Raw genomic sequence first — 21,738 nt, forward strand, 5'->3', positions numbered from 1 at the left:
TTCCATCCTTCGATAGTCATCGCTGATCTCGGAGGGACATTCAATGACTATCAACCGGCCTGACTTCGCGCGCACGGACTTCGCCGCTGCGCTGGTTGCCGAAACGACCGTCGAGGCGGCGGAAGTCCTGGCACGGCTGGAGAAAGAGCCGTGGCCCGCGGGTCTGATCTCGTTCCATGTGCTGGCCAGTACCGAGGGTGAAGCGTCGCTGGTCTACACCCAGTGGGCGGAGAACGCAGCTGATCCCGGGTTCGTCCGCGGAGTCTCCGGTGGCGATCCGATGGAATATCGGTTGTATCGCAGCGGAAATCGGGACAACACAACGGTTCCAGGGTGCATTGTCGTGGTGAGCGTCGAGTTCGACGATGCGGATGCGCAGCGGCAGCGTCGTTGGGTGGACACGGTGTTCGGCGCGTTGGCCGGTGAGGAGACGCTCGCGCCGGGCGGGATCTCCGGGCATTTCCATGTCAGCGCCGACGGGACCCGAGTGCTCAATTATGCGGAGTGGACCGACGAACAGTCGCATCGCGACGCGTTGGCGCGGTCCGGCAGGGGGACCGTCGGCGTGTCCGACGGATGGCAGAAGGTGCAGGACTTTCCGGGAGTGCGCGGCAGCGGGTTCCGACGGTATCGGATGGTGCGAAGTCTTGGACTGTCCGCAAAGGAATCAGCCTGATCAGGCGCTTTGCGGAGCGAAGGCGGCCGCGTCGGGAGCGGGGAGCGCGCCGAGTTGGATGCGGGCGCCGAGTTCGTCTCGGACGCCCCAGTGCTCGGCGAGCAAACCGCCTTCGGTGCGGTAAATGTGCACCGTGGTCATCTGGTACGGCTTGCCGCCGGTGCCCGTGCCGTGCACCGCATCCACCCCGGTTCCGGTGGCAGTCGCGCGGACCACGACGCGGTCGTCAGTGTCGAAGACGTCGTCGACGGCGTATCTGATGTTCAGCACGTGGTGCACGAAGGTGAGGATCTGCCGGTAGCCCGCGGGTCCGGGCGGCAGCGGGAACGGGGACCCGTGGTCGACGAAGTCCGGGGTGACCAGATCGTCCAGGACGGAGAGTTCTCCGGTGTTGATCGCGTCGAACACGGCAAGGGCGGCGGTGCGTGCGGGGTTGGTCACGGCTATGCTCCTCTTCGAACTTGACTGGAATCCAAATCCAGTGGAATGCGAATCTAGCGGATTGGGAGGGCTGTGGCAAGGCAATACAGTGCCCCGCAGCGAGAGGAGAAGGCCCGGGCCACGCGCGCGCACATCGTGCGGACGGCGCGTGGCTTGCTCCTCGGCGGTGGCGGCTACGCGGGCATGACGATCACCGGCCTTGCCGAGGCAGCGGGGGTCAGTCCGCAGACGGTGTACAACTCCGTCGGCGGCAAAGCTGAGGTCATCAAGGCGGTTTACGACGTGATGCTCGCCGGCGACGAGGACCAGACGCCGATGAGCGAACGTCCCGAGTTTCGCCAGGTGGCCGACGCGACTGACGTGCCGTCCTATGCGGCCGCGTACGCCGCTTGGGTGCGCGCGATCTCCGATCGGGTCGGGCCGCTGCTCGGTGTGCTGGTCGCGCACGGGCCCGGTGGCGACAAGGTGCTGGAGGCCTTTGTGGCGACCATCGACTCCGAACGCAGGAAGGGCAACACAAACAGCCTGCGCGGCCTCGCGGAACGCGGGCATCTGCCGTCGGGCAAATTCAACGAGGCGGTCGACGCCGTCTGGACGCTGACCGCGCCCGAGGTGTACGACCGGCTCGTGCGGCGCTGCGGATGGACGCCGGCTGACTTCGAACGGTGGCTGGCCAACCAATTGGGCGCGGTGCTGTCCGGTTAACGGTTGTAGGTGGGTGGAGCCATCGGCAGTGGCGTCGCGTTGAGCCGGACCCACGCGACGGCGAGTTCGGAAAGCCGTGCCAGTTCTTCATCGTCGCCGTTGCCGGAGCGGGTGCGCTTGGCGAGAGCCTGTGCTTCCTGGAGTTCGGCGTCGGGCAGCGGGGTGCCCGACGCGAAGTAACCGGGGAGCGCGTCGGTCATCGCGCGGAAGGAACGGTCCCAGTTGCCGCTGCCGTTGTCGAGGATTTCGCGAGCGACCTTGCCGGAGACGCGAATTGCTTCTCCCTGCATGGTTTTCGCCGCGCCCGAGGACGGTACGAGCAGTTCCCACAGGTGGGCGTGCTGCTTCTGCCAGGTTCCGGCGGGCACCGCGATCGGAGAGATTCCGTCGTGGATCAGCCGCGGCGGGACCGGTTCGACGTCGAACAAGCGGTACAGCTCGTGCAGTCCGGCGTCGGTCGCGTCGAGGAGATCGTGGCTGAAATTCGTGCGGTGGAACTCGAAACTGGCACCGATCCGACGGACCAGATCTCGCGCCTCGTCCGGCACGGGAGCGCCGGCTTCGAGCAGCAGCGCGGCGGATTCGGCCATGCCGGCGATCCCGATGTTCTCGGTGAGTCGAAGGCCGTGCAGGAGCGGGGTGAGGCCTGGCTTGCCATCGATCGTGGCGTGGACATTCGCGCCGTGTTCGATCAGGACGCGCACGGTCTCCGATCGCTGCCTGCTGGCCGCGCCGTGCAGTGGGGTGCCGCTGTGGGCACGTGGCCGTTCGATGTCCGCGCCGAGCGAAAGCAACAGCGGGATTTGTGCTGCCGCGCCTCTCGCGGCGCGAGTCCACAATGGAGTCTCGCCGTACTGGTTGGCCGCGTCGACGTCGAGGCCTTGGCCGACTAGCCAGACGATGAGTTCGTCCGGACAGTCGAGGAAGCCGATCGCCGTTTCCTTGCCGTAGCCGCCGCGGGCGTCCACCTCGGTGCGTTCGAACACTGCCTGGAGTTCGGCGAGCGACGCGGAGGCCAGCATTTCGCTGAAGTTCTTGGGCAGCGTTTTTCGCTTGCGCATCGCGGGTTTCTCCTTGGCGTGGCATCCGGTGACGCCAGCCTAATGATCAGGAAGTGCGACCGGGGTCAGGTGGCTATCGTCCAGGAAGATGACTTCGACATCGGGGGCTCATCCGGGACATCACCGATGCTGCCGGGTGCCGTGCGGCTCCAAGCTGAGGTCATGAGACTACGCGTAATAGCGGTCATCGCGGCGATGCTCGTCGTGGTCGGGGCAGGGACAGCGCAGGCGGCGCCGCGCTTGGCGTTGCCAGCACCTGGCGGGGCAAGCCCGGTCGGTACTAAGACCTTCCACTTCACCGACATTTCCCGCGCGGATCCGTGGGTTCCTTCGCAGCGGCGGGAAATGATGGTGACGCTGTGGTATCCGGCGCAGTATCCGGGATGGCGGGCCACGCAGTACCTCACTCAGCGCGAGTCGGAGCTGATGGTGCGGGAGCTGGGCGACAAGTCAGTGCCTGAGGATGTGCTGACGAAGGTGCGGACGCATTCCACTGTGGACGCTCTACCCCAGTTCCGGCGGATGCCGCTGGTGGTGCTCTCGCCGGGGTTCACGTTGCCGCGCGCGACGTTGTCGTCGCTGGCGGAGGAACTGGCCAGCCGCGGATACGTCGTGGCGGGGATCGGCCACAACTACGAGTCGACGGCGATCACCTTCCCGGATGGGCATACGACGGAATGCGTGGCCTGTCAGATCCAGGACTGGAAAAAGCTCGTCCAAACCCGGGCCGCGGATGTGTCGTTCGTACTTGAGCAGTTGATTGGGCGGCGTCCCGTGTGGGGCGGCGGGCGGCTGATCGACGCGCGCCGGATCGCGATGATCGGGCATTCGATCGGCGGAGCCAGCACGGCGCCGGCGATGCTGGCCGACCGGCGGATCCGCGCCGGCGCGATGCTGGACGGCATGTACTACCTCCCGGTGACCGGGCTGGATCGGCCGTTTCTGCAGTTCGGGGCGCCGGTGCACGAGCCGGGCGGGACAGTGGATCCGTCGTGGGACTCGGCGTGGCGCGAGATGACCGGGTGGAAGCGGTGGATCACCGTCAACGACGGCGAGCACAGCATGTTCACCGATGAACTGCTGCTCGTTCAGCAGGCTGGGGTGCCGATACCGGGGTTGAAGATCGATCCGCTGCGAGCGATCCGGGTCAGCGAGGCGTATCTGACCGCGTTCCTCGACCAGCACCTGCGCGGAGTGCACCAGCGACTGCTGGACGGGCCATCGCCGCGGTACCCCGAAGTGCGGTTTTGGGGCTGAGGCTCTTTCCCGGACAAGTCCGCGGAATTTCTTCGCAACCCTCTCCGGCGGTGTGCGTCTCTAGAGGCAAAGGGAAAGCCAAGAGCTGGTCAGGGGAGAATTGAAATGCTCATGAAGACTGTCAAATTGGCCACCGTCGGAGCGGCCCTCGGTGCGGTCGCACTGCTTTCCGCGTGCTCTGGCCAGAATTCGGCAGCCCCGGCGAGCAACCAATCCGCCCCGGTCAATGTCGCGGCGAAGAGCCAGGTCCAGCAGCCGGAGACGCCGGTGAAAAAGGGCGGCAGCGGTGGTGGCGGAGCCAGTGCGAGGGATGTTAATTGCAGTGCGCACGGTGGAACTGTCGGACCGCGCAAGGTTGATTTGATCGCGGACGCAACCAAGGCCGGTACGGTCGGATGCACCGAAGCGTTCAACGTTATTACCGAATACTTCGACAATATCGACAAGGCCGTCGGATCCAACTACATGCTGACCGTGCAGGGCTGGCAGTGCCTGACCGACACCGGTGCGGAGGGCACGCACGAGATCCGCTGCGAGAAGGACGGTCTCAAGCTGCACACCACCCCGCCCAAGGACGAGAACACTCCGGACCCGCAGGAACGGGGCACCGGCTACAACGGGGTGCCGATCGACCCGCCCGCGGACCAGGGCACCGGCTACGACGGCGTTCCGGTGGACCAGCCGAACGCGCAGGACCAGGGGACCGGGTACCAGGGTGTGCCGGTCGACAGCCCGGACCAGAACTGAGCTCGGGTGAGATGCGGAAAGGGCCGGGCCTTGCGGGGCCTGGCCCCTTTCGCAGGTCTCTCGATCGAACTGACGCGCGGGGACGGTGACCCGGGCCGCCCATTGTGAGGACGCTGCTGTGGGCTGAATGAGTCACAGCAGCGAAGACAGCCCCTCCCGCAGCATCCGATAAGCCGCCTCCGCCCGCGCAACCGCGTCCGGGTAAGTCTCATCCGCGCTTCGCCCACCGCGGATCTCCCGGGCATTGTGAAACCCCAAGATCCGCTGCGCCCCGAAGATCTGCGCAGCCGCCAACCGCGCGGTGAACTCGTCCGAAATCCCGCACGAAGCCCGCAGTTCCTCGACCAGTTGCTGTTCCTTCTCCAGCAGGTACGTGGCAAGCCGGGCCAGCAAAGCGGGCGTTGAGTACAGCAGAGTGTGGCACGTGATCGCGTCCGGCGAGTCGTTCAGGCCGGTCAGCGGGTCGCGGGCGGCCAGGCGGTCCAGGAAGGACCGTTCCAGCGCGGACAGGGCCGATGTCTCCGGCGGCCGGGCGCGGACGATTTCCGCGGGGCCGTTGTCGTCGGCGAATTGGTGGATGACCAGGTCTTCCTTGGTCGGGAAGTACGCGAACAGCGTCGGCTTCGAGATCTCGGCCTCGGCGGCGATGTCGGCTACTGACACCCCGTCGAAGCCGGATTCCCGAAACAGCCGCAGCGCCGCCGAGGCGATGGCTTCCCTCGTGCGGCGGCGTTTGAGCTCGCGCAGTCCTGACACGGGCGTCAGCCTAGCCGGAACCCGAACCCGGATAAAAACTTGACTCGGTTGTATATTTAACCTAGTGAAGAAACAGGGGGCGGGAGTGGAACCAGAGATCCGGGCGGAGCGCGAGTATCTCCAGGCCTGTCACGCAGAGCTGGACCGCATGCGGGCAGAGATCAAGACCGCGATCGCGACGGGGATGGGCGAGGGCGACGCGGTCGACGACAAGTACTTCAACCACGTGCTCAGGCAGTTTCGCATCGAGATCGCCGAGGAGCTAGCGGATATCGACGAGGCGCCGCTCTTCTTCGGCCGCCTCGACTACCCGCCGGGCGAGGTCTACGAGGCCGCGCGCGGGTCGCATACTCGGTCGCCTGAGCATGACCTGGTTTACCTGGGGCGCAGAGGGATTCGTGACGACGACGGCGAACCTCTGGTGATCGATTGGCGGGCACCGCTCGCGAGGGCGTTTTACGAAGCCGATCACGAGCATCCGATGGGTGTGCGGGTCCGGCGGCGCTACGGGTTCGACCAGGCGGGAGTGCTCAGCGCGTACGAGGACGAACCGCTCGATCGGCCCGGTTCGTCGGCGAATCGGCTGCTCACCGCGGAAATCGAGCGGCCGCGGCAGGGGCCGATGCGGGACATCGTCGCGACGATCCAGCCGGATCAGATGCGGCTCGTTCGCGCGCCGGTCGATCGGACGATCTGCGTTCAGGGCGCACCGGGGACCGGCAAGACCGCGGTGGGGCTGCATCGGCTGGCGTATCTGCTCTACACCGAGCGGACGCGGCTGCAGAAGGCCGGCGGGGTCGCGGTGATCGGGCCGAACCGGTCGTTTCTCGCCTACATCGCGGGGGTGCTTCCGGCGCTCGGCGAGGTCGCGGTTTCCCAAGCCACGATTGACGAATTGACCGGGGCGGGACGGCCGGCCGAGTGCGTCGACGATCCGCGGACGGCGCGCATCAAGGGGGACGTCCGGATGGCGGAGGTCGTCCGGAGACAACTGTGGGCGCGGATCCAGCCGGTCGACCGCACGATCGAGGTGAAGTACCAGCACCGGACCTGGCGGTTGTATCCCGAGGACATCGCCGAGGAACTCACGGAAATCCTCAGCCGCGGCGCGGATTACAGCGCCGGCCGCGAATTGCTGGCGCAGCGGCTCGCGCACCGGGTCCTGCGCGAGATGGAGCGGTCCGGCGGCACGAGCGCGACCCTGCATCAGCTTCGCCGCAATGCCGCGATCACCAAGGCGGTCCGGGACATGTGGCCTGCCGTCGAGCCTGCGCGGTTGGTCTACGACTTGCTTACTGACGAAGCACTTCTCGCCGAAGCGGCCGACGGGATTCTCACTGCTGAGGAACAGGAAGCGCTCATCCGTCCGCGACCGCGCAGTCGTAAGGCGATGACCTGGTCGACGCTCGATCTCGCGTTGCTGGACGAGGTCGCGGCGTTGATCGAGCGGCCCGCGAAGCTCGGGCACGTCGTGGTCGACGAGGCGCAAGACCTCAGCCCGATGCAGCTGCGGGCGATCGCGCGCAGGTTGGCCGGTGCGTGCACGGTGCTCGGCGACGTCGCGCAGGCGACCAGTCCTTCCGCGGTCCGCGATTGGACGACCGTGCTGACTCACCTTGACCGGCCCGACGGGCGGATCGAAGAACTCACGCACGGCTACCGCGTTCCGGCGGATGTTCTCGACTTCGCGGCTCGGCTGCTCCCGCACATCGCGCCGGAGCTGCGGAGTCCCACGTCGTTCCGGCATTCCGCGGATGCCCTGCACCTGACCGAAACGGGCGAGACGCTCGCCGCGGCGGTTGATGCTTGTGCGAGGGCGTTAGCGCACGAAGGGTCGATCGGGCTGCTGGCTGCGGACGCGGAGATCCCCGAACTGAGCCGTGCCTTGGCCGAGCGCGGGCTGGACCACACGGTGCTGGGTACCGAGGGCACGGCCCGGATCACGGTGGCACCGGTGAGTTTGGCGAAGGGGCTGGAGTACGACACGGTCTTGGTGGTCGAACCAGCGCGCATCGTGGCGGCGGAAGAGCGTGGGCTGCAACGGTTGTACGTCGCGCTCACCCGGGCGGTCAGCACCTTGCACGTAATCCACGCTGACCCGTTGCCGGAGCCGTTGCTGGCTCAGACCGCGGCGGTTTGACGGCGCGTCGAGTAGCACTGCCAGCCCAGGAAACCCAGTGCCAGCAGCAAATAGCTGTTCCCGATCACGTGCTCGACCGGCCCCCAGGACAGCTCCAGGTACCCGTTCTTCGGCAGCCACGAATGCGGGGCGATCACGAAAATCGCCGCCACGGCAGCCAATCCGGCAACGGCGATCCGGGTGTGCGCGCGAGCGGCGAACAGCACGATCGCGGGCACGATCCACACCCAGTGGTGCGACCACGAAATCGGCGAACACACCAGGATCGCCGCCGTGTTGAGCAGGAACGCCATCGGCGGGTCGGCGCGCAGCATCGCCGGAACGGTCAGCGCGAGCGCGGCCAGGGTCAGCACCGCGACCAGGATCAGCGTCGGCGTTTCCGGGAGCCCGAACCGGTGCACCGCGCCCTGGATGGTCTGGTTCGTCGCGAAAATCGATCCGCTCATCCCGGACGCACCGGTTAATCCGCCGCCGAACCAGTACTTCATCGACGCTTCCGGCGCGATCACGAACCCGGCCGCTCCGGCGAGCACGAAGGTGACCACCGTGGTCAGTGCCGCCCGGAAGTCCTTTTTCAGCAGGAAGAACAGCAGGAACCCGGCCGGGGTGATCTTCATGGCGGCGGCGAGGCCCAGCAGGACGCCGCGGGGCAGCCGCGTCCGGGGGCCGAGACAGTCGATCACCACGAGCGCCATCAGCAGCAGATTGATCTGCCCGAACCACAACGTCTCGCGGACCGGTTCGAAGGCCAGCGAACCGGCACCGATCACGAGTGCGGCCAGCAAGGCGGTCCGGCGCCTGGCATGCGGCCGGACCACGACGTAGACGGTCCCGCACAGGCAGGTCAGCGAGACGGCGAGCATCAGCATCGCGCCCAGCGGCAGCGGCATCGCGGCGAAGATCAGGAACACGACAGCCGCGAACGGCGGGTAGATGAAGGGCAGGATCAGCCCGGCGCGGGTCGGCGGGAGCGGGCCGTAAACGTCCTCGCCCTGGGCCAGCGCCCGCGCGCCGGAGCGGTAGATCTCCAGGTCGAGCGGCCACATCGTGCAGACGAGCCACAGAATCGTCGCCGCCACCGCCACTGAGGCGAGGACCAGCGCGAACACTGCCGGACGGCGGGTGCCGGCGTCGTCAAGCCACCGGCGCAGCGCGACAGCGGGGGGCCGGATGGAAGTCACCCCGCGATCATGCCTACTGCGATCACCCGTTCGCGCAGTGGGGGCGAGACCAGGCGACCTCGTCGACCGCGAGCCACGGCGCGTTCGCGGCGGCGGAGGGGGTGACTCCGGCGAAGGCTTTGACCTCGTGGTGCAGGTGGGACTGGTCGACGTAGCCGCTCTCGGCGGCCACCGAAGCGGGGCTTTCCCCGGCGGCGAGCCGGTGCACCGCGTGGTCGAACCGGACCAGCTGCGCGGCGCGTTTCGGGCTGAGCCCGAGCTGGCCGCGGAACCGTGACCACAGCCGTTTCCGGCTCCACCCGGTCTCGTCGGCCAGTTGCTCGATCCGCACCCGGCCGTGGTGCGCGTCCATCCGCTGCCAGGCGAAGGCGACCTCCGGATCGACCGCGCGACCGGCCTCGTACCGCTTGCCCAGCGTGGCTTCCACCAGCGCGAACCGGTCGTTCCAGGAGTCGAGCGCGCGCAGCCGGTCGGGCAGCCCAGCAGGCCAGACGTCCTCGAGCGGGACGATCTCGCCGGTCAGATCCATCCCCAGCACCGCGTGCGCGACCTCGGGGGACAGCCGGATCTGTACGCATTCGATGTTCTGCCCGCGCACGCGCATCTCTCGCGGCGCGATGCCGGTGACGGCGCTGTCTCGCGCGACCCCGTTGACGAACAGCCCTTCGCGGAGATTGACGAACATCGTGACCGCTGGATACGGGACCACTGTCAGGTCGATCAGATCAACGGTGTCGCCGACGAATCCGGCCATCTGCACCCCGGGCAGCCGGAGCGGCCGGGACGGCACGGTGATTCCCCAGACCGCTGCCCCGTCGCGCGCCCACTCGGCTGGTGGCATACCGCCATCGTAGCCAGATCCGGCGGCGCGACATTTCTCCAAGACCGGCCGCCACCGCCCCGACCAGGCTGAACGGGTACCGGAAAGGGGATCCGTGATGATCAATTCCGCTGTTGAACTCGCCGCCGCCATCCGCGCGAAGGAGGTGAGCCCGGTCGAGGCCGCCGACTGCTACCTCGACCGCATCGCCGAGTTGGATCCGAAGTTCAACGCCTTCTGCTTCCGCGCCGACGACGAGGTCCGCACTGCCGCGAAGGCCGCCGCCGACGCCGTGCTGCGGTGCTCGCCGGAGGAACTGCCGCCGTTCCACGGGGTTCCGCTGCCGATCAAGGACCTCGTCCACGTCCAAGGCTGGCCGACCACGTACGGCTCGCTGGCCACCGACCGTTCCCCGCAGCCGAAATCCGACCCGATCGTGCGGCGGTTCACCGAAGCGGGCTTCCTCCCGCTCGGCAAGACCACGACATCGGAGTTCGGCGCGGTGCCGTTCACCGAAAGCGAGGCGCAGGGCATCTCGCGCAATCCGTGGGACCCGGATCGCACGCCGGGCGGTTCGTCGAGCGGCGCGGGGGTCGCCGTCATCGCCGGAATGGCCCCGGTCGCGCACGCGGAGGACGGCGGCGGATCGATCCGCATCCCGGCGTCGTGCACCGGTCTCGTCGGGCTCAAGTCGACCCGCGGTCTGGTGACGAACGCCGTGGTGGAGGTCGAGGGCTTCGCGACGAGCGGCGTCGTCAGCCGCACGCTGGCCGACACCGCGGCCGCGCTGGACGTCCTCACCCGGCACGACCCGGGCGCGTGGTGGTCGCAGCCGACGCCCACGCGGTCGCTCGCCGGCGCACTGGCCGTCGAAGCGCCGCCTGGCCTGCGGATCGGTGTCCTCACGGCCTCGCTGATCGACGGCATCACCGTCGACCCGGCTTGCCTGACCGCGGTCGGGAAAACCCTTCGCGCGCTGGAAGAAGCCGGACACCAGATCGTCGACAAACCGCTTCCGCTGCCGAAGTCCGAGGAACTGCTCTCGACGTTCCTGAAGGTCTGGAACGTCGCCAGCGCAGGCGTCCCGGTGGTCGACCCGGACCGCATCGAACCGCACAACCGGGCCCAGCGCGAAGCCGCGAAGTCGGCCGATTCCTGGACTTACGCGGAAAGCGTGCACCAGACCCAGGTGTTCTCCCGCCGGATTGTCGAAGCCTTCGTCGACAACTTCGACTTGCTGGTCACGCCGACCATGGCGGGTCTCCCGCCGAAGATCGGCGCGTGGCGAGAGAGCGGAAATCCGGTGGCGGCCGCGTACCCGATGGGCGTCTTCACGTCGCTGTTCAACGTGACCGGCCAGCCGGCGATCTCCCTCCCGCTGCACCACGACGAGGCCAGCGGCCTGCCGGTCGGCGTCCAGTTGGTCGCCGCGCCCTGGCGGGAGGACCTGCTGTTGCAGGTCTCCCGCACCCTGGAGCAGGCGCTGCCCTGGACGGACCGGCGGCCGCCGCTGCACTAGCCGACGTAGGCGGCCAGGTGCTTTCCGGTCAGCGTCCGCTTCTTCTTCACCAGTTCGGCGGGCGTCCCCTCGAAGACCACCTGGCCGCCGTCGTGCCCGGCACCGGGACCGAGGTCGACGATCCAGTCGGCGTGCGCCATCACGGCCTGGTGGTGCTCGATGACGATCACCGACTTGCCCGATTCGACCAGGTGGTCCAGCAGCCCGAGCAACTGTTCCACGTCGGCGAGGTGCAGGCCGGTGGTCGGCTCGTCGAGGATGTACACGCCGCCGTTCGAGCCCATGTGCGTGGCCAGCTTCAGCCGCTGCCGTTCGCCGCCGGACAGCGTGGTCAGCGGCTGGCCGAGGGTCAGGTAGCCGAGCCCGACCTGTTCCATCCGCTCGAGAATCCGGTGCGCCGCCGGGGTTTTCGCGTCGCCGTCGGCGAAGAACGCGGTGGCCTGCGCGACCGACATCGCGAGCACCTCGCTGATGTCGCGGCCGCCGAAGCGGTACTCCAGCACCGAGGCGTCGAACCGCTTGCCCTCGCAGACCTCGCAGGTGGTGGCCACCCCGGCCATCATCCCGAGATCGGTGTAGATGACGCCGTTGCCGTTGCAGTTCGGGCACGCGCCCTCGGAGTTGGCGCTGAACAGCGCGGGCTTCACGTTGTTGGCCTTGGCGAAGGCCTTGCGGATCGGTTCGAGCAGCCCGGTGTAAGTCGCCGGGTTGCTCCGCCGCGAACCGCGGATCGGGGCCTGGTCGACCGAAACGACGTCGTCGGATTCCCGGATCGACCCGTGGATCAGCGAGCTCTTGCCCGATCCGGCGACCCCGGTGATCACGCACAGCACGCCGAGCGGGATGTCGACGTCCACGTCTTGCAGGTTGTGCGTGTTCGCGCCGCGGATTTCCAGCACGCCCGTGCGCTCCCGCACCGACGGCTTGAGCGAAGCCCGGTCGTCCAAATGCTTGCCGGTCAACGTCTTGCTCGCGCGCAGACCGTCCACAGTGCCCTCGAAACACACTGTGCCGCCGTTCGTGCCCGCGCCCGGCCCGAGGTCGACCACGTGGTCGGCGATCGCGATCGCCTCCGGCTTGTGCTCGACGACGAGGACGGTGTTTCCCTTGTCCCGCAAGCGGAGCAGCAGGTCGTTCATCCGCTGGATGTCGTGCGGGTGCAGGCCGATGGTGGGCTCGTCGAAGACATACGTGACGTCGGTGAGCGACGAGCCGAGGTGCCGGACCATCTTCACCCGCTGCGCCTCGCCGCCGGACAGCGTGCCCGCCGGCCGGTCCAGCGACAGATAGCCGAGACCGATCTCCACGAACGATTCGAGCGTTTCGTGCAGCGACTTGAGCAACGGCGCGACCGACGGGTCGGACAGCTTCCCGACCCAGTCGGCGAGGTCGCTGATCTGCATCGCGCACACGTCGGCGATGCTCATCCCGTCGATCTTGGCCGACCGCGCCAGTTCGCTCAGCCGCGTCCCGTCGCACTCCGGGCACGTCGCGAAGGTGACCGCGCGGTCCACGAACGCGCGGATGTGCGGCTGCATCGCCTCGACGTCCTTGGACAGATACGACTTCTGGATCCTCGGCACCAGACCCTCGTAGGTCATGTTGATGCCTTCGATCTTCATCCGCGTCGGTTCCTTGTACAGGAAGTCCTGCAACTCGCGCTTCGTGTACTTGCGGATCGGCTTGTCCGGATCGACCAGTCCGGATCCGGTGTAGAGCCGGTAGTTCCAGCCGCCCGGGGTGTAGCCGGGGATGGTCAGCGCGCCCTCGGCGAGCGACTTCGTGTCGTCGTACAGCTGGGAAAGGTCGATGTCGTTGATCGAACCGCGGCCCTCGCAGCGCGGGCACATGCCGCCGGTGACGCTGAAGCTGCGCCGCTCCTTGACCTCCTTCCCGGCGCGCCGCACGGTGACCGCGCCCGCGCCGCTGATCGAGGCGACGTTGAACGAGAACGCCTGCGACGAGCCGATGTGCGGCACGGCGAGCCTGCTGAACAGGATCCGCAGCATCGCGTTGGCGTCGGTGGCGGTGCCGACCGTCGAGCGCGGATCGGCCCCCATCCGCTGCTGGTCGACGATGATCGCGGTGGTCAGGCCGTCGAGCACGTCGACCTCGGGCCGGGCGAGCGTCGGCATGAAACCCTGCACGAAACTGCTGTAGGTCTCGTTGATCAGCCGCTGCGATTCGGCCGCGATCGTGCTGAACACCAGCGAGCTCTTGCCCGAGCCGGACACCCCGGTGAACACCGTCAGCCGGCGCTTCGGGAGTTCGACGCTGACGTCCTTGAGGTTGTTCACGCGGGCGCCCTGCACGCGGATCAGGTCATGGCTGTCCGCGGCGTGCTCCCGCGTGGGCTTCCCCTTGGCCTTGGTCATCGTCTCTCCCTGTTTCTTCCCCAGATGTCCGGCTCGGACTTCTTCAGCTCGCTTGCTGGATGCGGATCAGGTTGCCTGCGGGATCGCGGAACGAGCAGTCGCGAACGCCGTAGGGCTGGTCGGTGGGCTCCTGCACGACCTCGGCGTCGCTGGCCTGCAACCGGTTGAAGGTCGCGTCGACATCCTTGGTGGCCAGGTTCAGCGCGGCGTAGGTGCCCTTGGCCATCATTTCGGTGATCATCCGGCGTTCGTCGTCGGTGAGGCCGGGAAACGCGGCGACCGGCTGCAGCACGAGAGAGGTGTCCGGCTGTCCGGGCGGGCCGACGGTAATCCAGGCCATGTCCCCGTATTTGACGTTGTTGCGCACCTCGAAGCCGAGGACGTCGCGGTAGAAGGTCAGTGTCGCTTCCGGATCGGTGTGCGGGAGGAAGCTCGCGTGAATCGTCATGTCCATGCCGATCACACTAGGTTCGCGCCGAGCGGGGTGCTTCTCGATTCCTGATCGGTCGCGTGACCTGTTTGGCGACGCACGGAGCCATGCCCTCGGTCGCCCCGGTCTCCTCCTGGCGGTAAACGCTTGGCGGCTTCCCGACCAGCTCGGTGAAGCGCGTGCTGAACGTCCCGAGCGACGAGAACCCGACCTCGAAACACACCTCGGTGACGCTCAGGTCGCCTCGCCGCAGCAACGCCATCGCGCGCTCGATGCGGCGGGTCATCAAATACGAGTACGGCGACTCTCCGTAAGCGGCGCGGAACTGCCGGCTCAGATGCCCGGCGGACACGTTGACGCTCCGCGCGAGCGCCTCGACGTCCAGGGGACGCGCGTACTCGCGGTCGATCCGGTCGCGCACCCGGCGCAACCGTGCGAGATCGGCCAATCGCTGCGCGTCGTCCGGTTTGCTGGTCACTTCCGAATCGTGCCACGGCGATCGCCCAAGCCCCAGTAATCCGCTCTTTCGGGCTGGTGGCCGATTCGTTCAAGACCCGCGCGCCGGGCTCGTGCGACGGTCTCCGGGTGACTGTGAAACTGGAAGCCGTCGCCCCGTTCCTCGCCGGGCACGGCAGGTTGCTGGACCAGCGGCGGTTCGAGCTGCTGAACGGAGACGGGCGGGCAGACGAGGTGCTCGCCGCGGTCGCGGCCTACCGGAATCCGGACGGCGGCTACGGCTGGGGCCTGGAACCGGACCTGCGCGCGCCGGAAAGCCAGCCGGGCGGCGCGCTGCACGTGTTCGAGATGTTCGCCGACGTCGCACCGGTGACCACGCCGCACGCAGTGCAGTTGTGCGACTGGCTGGAATCGGTGGCGTTCCCGGACGGCGGGCTGCCGTTCGCGTTCCCGGTCGCCGACCCGACCGCGTGCGCTCCCTTTTGGACCGGAGCCGATCCGACGGTGTTCTCGTTGCAGAGCACCGCGTTCGTTACTTCGGCCGCGTGGCGGGTCGCCGAACACGACGAGGCGGTCGCGGCGCATCCGTGGCTCGCGCGGGCGACCGAGAGGTGCCTGCGGGCGATCCGGGAGCTTGAGGAGATGCCGCACGTCATCGAATTGAGCTTCGCGATCCACCTGCTCGACGCTGGGTACGAGCGGTATCCGGAAGCGGGCGAACTCCTGACGAAGCTGGGGAAGTTCTTGCCGGAGAGCGGAATCGTGCCGGTACAGGGCGGTTCCGAGGGCGAGGTGCTGCGTCCGCTGGACTTCAGCCCGGTGCCGGGACCGTCGCGGCGGCTGTTCACCGCGGAAGCGATCGAGGCGGACCTGACCCGGCTGGAACAGGGCCAGCAGCCCGACGGCGGCTGGACGGTCGACTTCGCCAGCTTCTCCCCGGCGGCCGCGCTGGAATGGCGTGGTTACGCCACCGTCGGCGCGATCTCCAAGCTGCGCGCCAACTCGCGGCTCGGCTAGGGCCAGAGGCGTTCGCGTACCCAGCCCGCGGGTTCGCGGCGGTAGCGGACCCGGAGGTGCCGCCGGTCGTGCGAGGCCTGCCAGAACTCCACCGATTCCGGCTGGATCAGGTAGCGCGTCCACGTTTCCGGTGCCACGTCCGGGTTTTCCGCTACCCAATCCGCGGCCGCCGCGGCTGCTTCGACGAGCTTCTCCGGATCGGACAGCACCTCCGACTGATGCCCGACGTACGCCTCGGCCCGCGACGCGGGCGGCCGGGCGAGGAAGTCGTCGGCGGACACCTCGGGCGCGGCCGGGACCACCAAGCCGCGCACCCGGACCTGACGTCCGCGGCCGGGCCAGAAGAACGTCAACGCCGCGCGCGGGTTCGCCGCCAGCTGCTGGCCCTTGGGACTCTCCGAACTGGTCGCGACCGCCCAGCCGTCCTCGTCGACGTTCTTCAGGATCACCACGCGAGCGTCCGGAGCCCCGTCGGCGTCCACTGTGGACAGAGTGACGGCGTGCGGGGCCAGCACGTGCTCGCCCGCTTCGGTCAGCCAGGCGAGGAACAGCTCCTCCGGTGTTTCCGGTGTGTGGTCCGGATCGAATTCCGGGAGCTGTTCGGGAAACGACTGCCAGCCGCGCAACGAAACCATGTCACCGACCGTACGGCGGTTGCCCCGGCGGCGGGTAGTGCGGCGGCTGCGGCCCGGCCGGCCCCGCGGCGGGCGGGGGAGAAGTCTGCGGCATCGGCCCCTGCGGGATCTGCCCGGGGAAACCGCCGGGACCCGATTGCGGAGGCTGCTGGTAAGCGGCCTGTTGCTGCTGCCACTGCACCTGCTGGAAAGCCTCGCCCGGCTGCGGGAAGCAGAACGTCAGCTTCGCGTTGATCGCGCCGTGCATCGCCGCGCCCCAGAGCTTCCCTCCGGTGAACGCGTAGGTCATGCCCGCGTGCGGATCCACCGCGACCATCCGGGTTTCGCCGCCGAACTGGTTGCTCGTCTTCGCGCTCGCCAACTGCGCGGCGTCCGGGTGCACGTGGCCGACGAGCCCGCAGATCACCACCGACGCCGCGGTCCAGCCGATCGTGCCCTGCACGTTGGCTCGGGCGTGCTGGGTGGCCATGCCGGTGAACTGCTGCAGCGTCGCCGCGTCGATGTTCGGATACGCCCCGGCGACCACGCAGTAGTTCATCGTGGACAGCATGATCGACTCGGTGAACAGGCCGACCGCGCACGTCACCGGTCCGATCTGGACGGTGTTGAGCCTGCCGCCGCTGCGCACCACGCGTTCGGCGACCACCTGCAAATACTGCTCGGGCGTGAGCACGTCCGCGACCTCCCCGGGCTGAGCGGAATCCGCCGCCATCGTCGCACGCGCCGCCTTCGCACGGACTTCACCGGGCATGGTTGACTGTGCCCGCCATGCGCCGACTTCTCGTTCTCGCCCCAGCCCTGGTCCTGCTCGCCGGCTGCACTCCGTCGAGCCCGGCGAAGGAGACCCCGTCTTCGGCGCCGGCTAGTTCCGCGTCGGCGTCGGCGGGGCTGCCGCCCGATCCGCAGCCCGTGCGCACCGCGGAGTGCCCGTACCTGTCGAACGAGACGGTGCAGGACGCGAACGGACAGCACGTCACCAAGGTGAGCGTGTCCGACGACGAGCCGCATCCGACGTGCTTCTTCTACCGCCCGGACGGCAGTCTCCAGCTGACCGTGCGGGTGTACGTGGGCAAGAGCGACGTCGCTACGGCGCTGGTCAACAAGGCCGCGCCGGTCGACACGTCGAATCCGGCGACGGAACCGGCGGGGTGGAAGGGCGGCTATCAGCCGGCCGGCGACGGGGTGGTCTACGCCGTCGCGAAGGGCGAGGCCGCCGTCATCGTGACGAGCAACCAAAAGCAGAGCATCAAAGCACGCACAGTGGCGAAAAAGGCTATCGCTGCCCTGAAGCTCTGAGTAACGGGCTCCGCACGGGTGAGTGAAGTTGATCTTGTATTACTCTAAGCAGCACGCGCGGTCCCCCCAACACTCGCGCGCCGGGTGCCGGTCCGGCACCACATACTTGGTTACCCCTTTTCGACGACAAGGACAGATTCGTGGCTGACACCCTCAAGGAAATCCTGCTTGACTCGAGCCGTCGCCCCACCGTGGTCTCCGACTTCGCGGAGCTCGTGGACGCCGAGGTCGCCGACAAGGGCGGGGTCTCCGGCGCGGTCGTGAAGACCGGCTTCGCCGCCGTCAAGAAGATCAAGCCGGGCATCATCCCGTCCGCGATCGACAGCCTGCTGGACGACTTCTCCAACGCCCTCGAGCCCTTCTACGGCGACTTCCGCGCCCAGGGCGGCAACGACTTCGGCGCCTACCTGACCAGCCGCTCGGACGAGGCCTCGGACGCGCTGCTCGGGGTCACCGACGCCCGCGCCGAGCGCAGCAGCCGCGACAGCATCAAGAAGGTCTACTCGAAGCTGCGCCCGAACGGCAAGAAGAACGTCGAGGAGGCGCTGCCGCGTCTCGGCCAGCTGATCGACAAGCACGCCGCCGCGGCCTGAACCGGCTGAGCGACATACGAAAAAGGGCCCCGGGACGCACTTCCCGGGGCCCTTTTCGCGCGTTCAGTTCTTCTTCTCCGCAGCCGACGTGCTCGGCGCCTTGCCGTTCGTCTTCGGCTCGCCCGGCTTGGCGTCCTTCGCGTCCTTGGCCTCCGGAGCCGGCTTCGCGGGCGGGGCGGGCGGAGCCGGCGGGGTGGCCTTCGGCGGGGCCGGTGCGACCGGCGGCTCCTGCTGCCGCGACTTCAACGCGACAGCGGTGCCGACCGCGACCGCGCCGAGACCGAGGAGCCACGGCCAGCGGCGGCGCTTGCGGGTGCCCTTGGCGGCGCTCTTCGCCTCCTCCAGAGCGGCGCGGAATTCCTTCTTCGCCGCCTTGAAGTCCTTCTTGCCGCGCCGCTTCGACTCACCGGCCGACGCGGCGGCCTTGATCGCGGCCTTCTTGGCCTTGCGGCCCGGCTTCTTCAGCTCGGCGATGCGGGCGAGCGCTTCCTTGCGCGCCGCGGCGGAGCTCTTCTTCAGCTCCTTGCGAGTCAGCTCCGTCTTCTTCGCCAGCTTGCGCTGGGCGCGACGGCCCCGCTTGCCCAGCTCCTCCGCGCCGGCCTCGGCGGCCTTCGCGCCCGCCTTGCCCGCCTCGACGACCAGCTTCCGCAGGTCCGCCGAGCCGGACTTGGCCGACTCACCGACCGATTCCACGGCCCGGGTCATGGTCTTCACCTCATCAATCGTTGTGAAACAGATCTGTTGCTTGACATCTATCCTGCCCTTTTTCCGCCCGCACCGCTGCGGCTTCCCGCTGCGGGCCTTCCGGAAACCTCGGGAAAGTGCCCTCTTCCTGGGCCGGTGTCCAGCGCGACGGGCCGGGGACGCCCCCTGAACCCCCCATTTGTGCGAAGGGGTGGCACGATGGCGGCGTGACTGAAAGCGCCCGCAAGGCCACCCTGCACACCAACCAGGGTGACATCCACGTGAACCTGCTGCCCGACCACGCGCCGAAGACCGTGGCGAACTTCGTGGGGCTGGCCACCGGCTCCAAGGAGTACACCCAGCCGAACGCGAAGGGCGGCAACTCCGGTCCGTTCTACGACGGCTCGATCTTCCACCGGGTCATCGACGGCTTCATGATCCAGGGCGGTGACCCGACGGGCACCGGCCGCGGCGGCCCCGGCTACAAGTTCGGCGACGAGTTCCACCCCGAGCTGCAGTTCTCCAAGCCGTACCTGCTGGCCATGGCGAACGCCGGGCCGGGCACCAACGGCTCGCAGTTCTTCATCACCGTCGCGCCGACCTCGCACCTGAACTTCCGGCACACGATCTTCGGCGAGGTGGCGGACCAGGAGTCCCGCAACGTCGTCGACGCGATCGCGACGACCGCGACCGGACCGGCGGACCGCCCGCTGTCCGACGTGGTCATCGAGAAGATCACCGTCGAAGACTGACGCGCCGCAGGCAGGGATGGGGTTTCGGTAGGTTGGAGTCATCGTGAGCCAACCGCCGAACCCGTCCGCGCCGTCTCTTCCCGGTTGCTGGTGGCATCCGAACCGCCCGACCGGTCTCAGCTGTGCCCGCTGCGGACGTCCGGCCTGCCCGGACTGCCTGCGCGAAGCCCCAGTGGGGTTCCAGTGCACGGACTGCGTCCAGACCGGGGCGCAACAGCAGAAACAGCAGCACCGGCAGTACCGCGACGCCGGAATGGGCTCCCGCACGATCGCCGGGGCCCGGCTTTCGAATTCTTACACCGTCACCGCGACGCTGATCGCGGTGAACGTGGTGGTCTTCCTGATCACCGTTCTCCAGGCCAAGAGCCTGTTCGCCAACCAGGTCGCTCCCGTCGAACAGGCGGGCGTCCTGTGGCCGTCGGCCACGCTCGGCGGCGGCGAGCTGTGGCGGATCTTCACCTCCGGCTTCCTGCACTACGGGCCCATTCACATCGCGGCGAACGCCTTCTCGCTGTGGATGATGGGCCGGGCGCTGGAGCAGGTCTTCGGCAAGATCCGGTACCTGGCGCTCTACTTCGTGTCGATGCTCGGCGCTTCGACCGCGGTGCTGCTCTTCCAGGACGTCGACGGCGCCACCGCGGGCGCGTCCGGGGCGATCTTCGGACTGCTCGGCAGCTACGCGGTCATCGTGCTGAAGCTCCGGCTGAACCCCTCCGCGCTGCTCGTCAACCTGGTGATCAACGCCTACGTCACCTTCGCCATCCCCGGCATCTCGATTTACGCGCACGCGGGCGGGCTGGTCACCGGGGCACTGGTGACGGCCGCGATGCTGTACGCGCCGGCCCGGAACCTGGCCAGGTGGCAGGCGATCGGCACGGTCATCGTCGCGGTCGCGCTCGTCGGGCTGATCAGCTGGCGAGCCACCCAGATCCCCACCGTGTCGTGCGAGTTCCACCAGTTCCAAGGCCGGACTGATTACGGCTGCACGCAGTCACGCTCCGGCTGAGCGGGTCCGCAGTTCAGTCAGCACGTCCAGTACGTCGCGAGGATCCTCGCCGAGGTCGGTCTGCCCGAAGATGAACAGCTGCTCGTCGTGCTCCAGTTCAAGCGTCACGCCGTCGCGGCCGAGACGGCGGGTGCTGCGCAGCCGGACCGTCGTGCCGGTCCAGGGGAGCTGGTGCGTGCCGGTGAGCGTGCGGGTCTGAAGACCGTGCTCGTCGGCGGACAGACGCGGCCGCACGAGCGTCCAGTGGACCGCGAACGCGCCGACTGCCAGCGTCGCGAGGCCGGTGAGCACCGCGCCCTTTCCGTCGCCGAAGAGCGTGTCCAGGACCGTTCCGACCAGCAGCAACGTGGTCAGGCCCCACGCCACTACCACGAGGTTTCGGCGCGGGGCCCACGAGGTCGGGTGGTTATCCACAGGGGTTATCCACACTGGGGATGAGTCACACCGGTGTGATTCGGTGTCAATCGGCCGACCGGAGCAAAGCCGATCCGGCGGATGGTCAGCGCCACCGCATCGTCATCAGCAGACCGGCGATCATCGCGGCGAATCCGATCGCGAAATTCCAGTTTCCGAGCTCGCTGAGGAACGAAACCTTGTCGCCCGCGATGTAGTTCACGACCAGCCACACCAGCCCGAGGAGCATGAGGCCGAACATGACGATCTTGTAGAACAGGTTCGACGGTCCCGCGGCCTGGACCTTCACCGGGGTGCGGCGGTCGACAGGCGGGGTGTACGCGGTCTTCTTGCGGACCTTCGACTTCGGCATCGTTTCCTCGCGTGCTCTCGGGCATTCCTGGTGGCGGCATCCTGGACGAGGTCCCGCTGTCGGGGTGCGCAACCAGCGCCACGTGCACACGTTAACGTAAAGGACGGCTCCGCAGCACCGGGCGGGAGCGGTCGGGTTTCTCAGACTGTGACAATAGCGCCACCTGGAGTGCCGAGGAGGACTCCGGCCGGGCGCGGGAGGAGCTTGCGTGACGCCGCAAGATTGGCCGGGCGAGGACGACCGCCGCCCCGGCACGGGACCTGACCGCCCGGTCCGCCGCCAGGCGCCGCCGCCGAGAAGGCAATCCGGGGAGACCCCGCCGCGGCGAAGAGTGGCCGGGGACCCAGGCCGGAGATCACCCGAACAGCGCACGCCGATCGACCGGGGCGGGCCGCGCCGGGACGGCGGCGAAAACCGGCCCGGGC

24 protein-coding genes are annotated in these 21,738 nt (G+C 68.1%); 11 read left to right on the plus strand and 13 right to left on the minus strand.

Translation table 11 applies throughout. The annotated features are described in order from the left end of the window. Window positions 1-43: 43 nt before the first annotated feature. On the plus strand, window positions 44-676 hold the full coding sequence (locus L3Q65_RS36120; protein WP_237597680.1) for an antibiotic biosynthesis monooxygenase: 633 nt from the start codon (window positions 44-46) through the stop codon (window positions 674-676). Here the strand turns inward: L3Q65_RS36120 and L3Q65_RS36125 are convergent, their stop codons facing one another. Continuing rightward, a complete protein-coding gene (locus L3Q65_RS36125) occupies window positions 677-1,117 on the minus strand; it encodes an ester cyclase (RefSeq protein ID WP_182893513.1) in 441 nt (146 codons plus the stop codon). Window positions 1,118-1,189: 72 nt separating this feature from the next. Here L3Q65_RS36125 and L3Q65_RS36130 point away from each other — a divergent pair, with 72 nt between their 5' ends. Further along, window positions 1,190-1,822 (plus strand): TetR/AcrR family transcriptional regulator, encoded by a 633-nt coding sequence (locus L3Q65_RS36130; RefSeq protein ID WP_237597681.1) that lies wholly within the window; start codon window positions 1,190-1,192, stop codon window positions 1,820-1,822. On the opposite strand, the gene L3Q65_RS36135 is transcribed toward L3Q65_RS36130, so the two are convergent. Further along, window positions 1,819-2,883 (minus strand): ankyrin repeat domain-containing protein, encoded by a 1,065-nt coding sequence (locus L3Q65_RS36135; RefSeq protein ID WP_182893515.1) that lies wholly within the window; start codon window positions 2,881-2,883, stop codon window positions 1,819-1,821. The genes L3Q65_RS36130 and L3Q65_RS36135 overlap by 4 nt on opposite strands. A 162-nt stretch (window positions 2,884-3,045) precedes the next feature. On the opposite strand from L3Q65_RS36135, the gene L3Q65_RS36140 reads away from it, so the two are divergent. After that, window positions 3,046-4,140, plus strand: coding sequence for an alpha/beta hydrolase (locus tag L3Q65_RS36140; RefSeq protein ID WP_237597682.1), 1,095 nt, complete (start codon window positions 3,046-3,048; stop codon window positions 4,138-4,140). 360 nt (window positions 4,141-4,500) lie between these two features. After that, window positions 4,501-4,887, plus strand: a complete 387-nt coding sequence (locus L3Q65_RS36145; RefSeq protein WP_237597683.1) for a hypothetical protein — start codon at window positions 4,501-4,503, stop codon at window positions 4,885-4,887. A gap of 132 nt (window positions 4,888-5,019) precedes the next feature. On the opposite strand, the gene L3Q65_RS36150 is transcribed toward L3Q65_RS36145, so the two are convergent. Beyond that, window positions 5,020-5,643: a TetR/AcrR family transcriptional regulator gene (locus L3Q65_RS36150; RefSeq protein WP_182893519.1), complete on the minus strand. Its 624-nt coding sequence runs from the start codon at window positions 5,641-5,643 to the stop codon at window positions 5,020-5,022. 64 nt (window positions 5,644-5,707) lie between these two features. Between L3Q65_RS36150 and L3Q65_RS36155 the strand changes: the two genes are divergently transcribed. Further along, entirely contained in the window at window positions 5,708-7,783 is a 2,076-nt protein-coding gene (locus L3Q65_RS36155; protein WP_237597684.1) for an AAA family ATPase, read from the plus strand. Here L3Q65_RS36155 and L3Q65_RS36160 read toward each other — a convergent pair. Both L3Q65_RS36160 and L3Q65_RS36165 read right to left on the minus strand, forming a co-directional pair. Next, window positions 7,765-8,964 (minus strand): glycosyltransferase 87 family protein, encoded by a 1,200-nt coding sequence (locus L3Q65_RS36160; RefSeq protein ID WP_237597685.1) that lies wholly within the window; start codon window positions 8,962-8,964, stop codon window positions 7,765-7,767. The two genes, L3Q65_RS36155 and L3Q65_RS36160, sit on opposite strands and share 19 nt — an antisense overlap. 22 nt (window positions 8,965-8,986) lie before the next feature. Continuing rightward, the gene (locus L3Q65_RS36165) at window positions 8,987-9,805 is read right to left on the minus strand and encodes an AraC family transcriptional regulator (protein WP_182893521.1); all 819 of its coding nucleotides are present in this window, start codon (window positions 9,803-9,805) and stop codon (window positions 8,987-8,989) included. Between the two features lie 97 nt (window positions 9,806-9,902). Between L3Q65_RS36165 and L3Q65_RS36170 the strand changes: the two genes are divergently transcribed. Beyond that, window positions 9,903-11,303: an amidase gene (locus L3Q65_RS36170; protein WP_237597686.1), complete on the plus strand. Its 1,401-nt coding sequence runs from the start codon at window positions 9,903-9,905 to the stop codon at window positions 11,301-11,303. Here the strand turns inward: L3Q65_RS36170 and L3Q65_RS36175 are convergent. Genes L3Q65_RS36175 through L3Q65_RS36185 form a run of 3 tightly spaced genes read right to left on the minus strand, consistent with a single transcriptional unit; the run spans window position 11,300 to window position 14,586 of the window. After that, window positions 11,300-13,678: an excinuclease ABC subunit UvrA gene (locus L3Q65_RS36175; RefSeq protein WP_182893523.1), complete on the minus strand. Its 2,379-nt coding sequence runs from the start codon at window positions 13,676-13,678 to the stop codon at window positions 11,300-11,302. The genes L3Q65_RS36170 and L3Q65_RS36175 overlap by 4 nt on opposite strands. A gap of 43 nt (window positions 13,679-13,721) precedes the next feature. Beyond that, a complete protein-coding gene (locus L3Q65_RS36180) occupies window positions 13,722-14,132 on the minus strand; it encodes a VOC family protein (protein ID WP_037809456.1) in 411 nt (136 codons plus the stop codon). Between the two features lie 10 nt (window positions 14,133-14,142). Beyond that, window positions 14,143-14,586 (minus strand): helix-turn-helix transcriptional regulator, encoded by a 444-nt coding sequence (locus L3Q65_RS36185; protein WP_009085513.1) that lies wholly within the window; start codon window positions 14,584-14,586, stop codon window positions 14,143-14,145. A gap of 107 nt (window positions 14,587-14,693) precedes the next feature. On the opposite strand from L3Q65_RS36185, the gene L3Q65_RS36190 reads away from it, so the two are divergent. Then, window positions 14,694-15,581, plus strand: coding sequence for a hypothetical protein (locus tag L3Q65_RS36190; RefSeq protein WP_237597687.1), 888 nt, complete (start codon window positions 14,694-14,696; stop codon window positions 15,579-15,581). On the opposite strand, the gene L3Q65_RS36195 is transcribed toward L3Q65_RS36190, so the two are convergent. Together L3Q65_RS36195 and L3Q65_RS36200 are read right to left on the minus strand one after the other, a co-directional pair. Beyond that, on the minus strand, window positions 15,578-16,216 hold the full coding sequence (locus tag L3Q65_RS36195) for a pyridoxal 5'-phosphate synthase (RefSeq protein WP_182893525.1): 639 nt from the start codon (window positions 16,214-16,216) through the stop codon (window positions 15,578-15,580). The two genes, L3Q65_RS36190 and L3Q65_RS36195, sit on opposite strands and share 4 nt — an antisense overlap. 1 nt (window position 16,217) lies before the next feature. After that, entirely contained in the window at window positions 16,218-16,889 is a 672-nt protein-coding gene (locus L3Q65_RS36200; protein ID WP_182893918.1) for a hypothetical protein, read from the minus strand. A gap of 95 nt (window positions 16,890-16,984) precedes the next feature. Here L3Q65_RS36200 and L3Q65_RS36205 point away from each other — a divergent pair, with 95 nt between their 5' ends. Together L3Q65_RS36205 and L3Q65_RS36210 are read left to right on the plus strand one after the other, a co-directional pair. Next, on the plus strand, window positions 16,985-17,512 hold the full coding sequence (locus tag L3Q65_RS36205) for a DUF2020 domain-containing protein (RefSeq protein ID WP_182893526.1): 528 nt from the start codon (window positions 16,985-16,987) through the stop codon (window positions 17,510-17,512). A gap of 140 nt (window positions 17,513-17,652) precedes the next feature. After that, entirely contained in the window at window positions 17,653-18,105 is a 453-nt protein-coding gene (locus tag L3Q65_RS36210; protein WP_182893527.1) for a hypothetical protein, read from the plus strand. 63 nt (window positions 18,106-18,168) lie between these two features. On the opposite strand, the gene L3Q65_RS36215 is transcribed toward L3Q65_RS36210, so the two are convergent. Beyond that, the gene (locus L3Q65_RS36215; protein WP_182893528.1) at window positions 18,169-18,810 is read right to left on the minus strand and encodes a hypothetical protein; all 642 of its coding nucleotides are present in this window, start codon (window positions 18,808-18,810) and stop codon (window positions 18,169-18,171) included. 206 nt (window positions 18,811-19,016) lie between these two features. Here L3Q65_RS36215 and L3Q65_RS36220 point away from each other — a divergent pair, with 206 nt between their 5' ends. Together L3Q65_RS36220 and L3Q65_RS36225 are read left to right on the plus strand one after the other, a co-directional pair. Next, a complete protein-coding gene (locus L3Q65_RS36220; protein ID WP_009085526.1) occupies window positions 19,017-19,541 on the plus strand; it encodes a peptidylprolyl isomerase in 525 nt (174 codons plus the stop codon). Window positions 19,542-19,584: 43 nt separating this feature from the next. Beyond that, on the plus strand, window positions 19,585-20,547 hold the full coding sequence (locus L3Q65_RS36225; protein ID WP_182893529.1) for a rhomboid family intramembrane serine protease: 963 nt from the start codon (window positions 19,585-19,587) through the stop codon (window positions 20,545-20,547). Here L3Q65_RS36225 and L3Q65_RS36230 read toward each other — a convergent pair. Both L3Q65_RS36230 and crgA read right to left on the minus strand, forming a co-directional pair. After that, window positions 20,533-20,961, minus strand: coding sequence for a PH domain-containing protein (locus tag L3Q65_RS36230; RefSeq protein WP_237597688.1), 429 nt, complete (start codon window positions 20,959-20,961; stop codon window positions 20,533-20,535). The genes L3Q65_RS36225 and L3Q65_RS36230 overlap by 15 nt on opposite strands. 85 nt (window positions 20,962-21,046) lie before the next feature. After that, the gene (crgA, locus tag L3Q65_RS36235; RefSeq protein WP_037809181.1) at window positions 21,047-21,313 is read right to left on the minus strand and encodes a cell division protein CrgA; all 267 of its coding nucleotides are present in this window, start codon (window positions 21,311-21,313) and stop codon (window positions 21,047-21,049) included. Window positions 21,314-21,738: the final 425 nt, after the last annotated feature.

Origin of the sequence: Amycolatopsis sp. FU40, assembly GCF_021903635.1 — a bacterium.
Lineage (GTDB): Bacteria > Actinomycetota > Actinomycetes > Mycobacteriales > Pseudonocardiaceae > Amycolatopsis > Amycolatopsis dendrobii.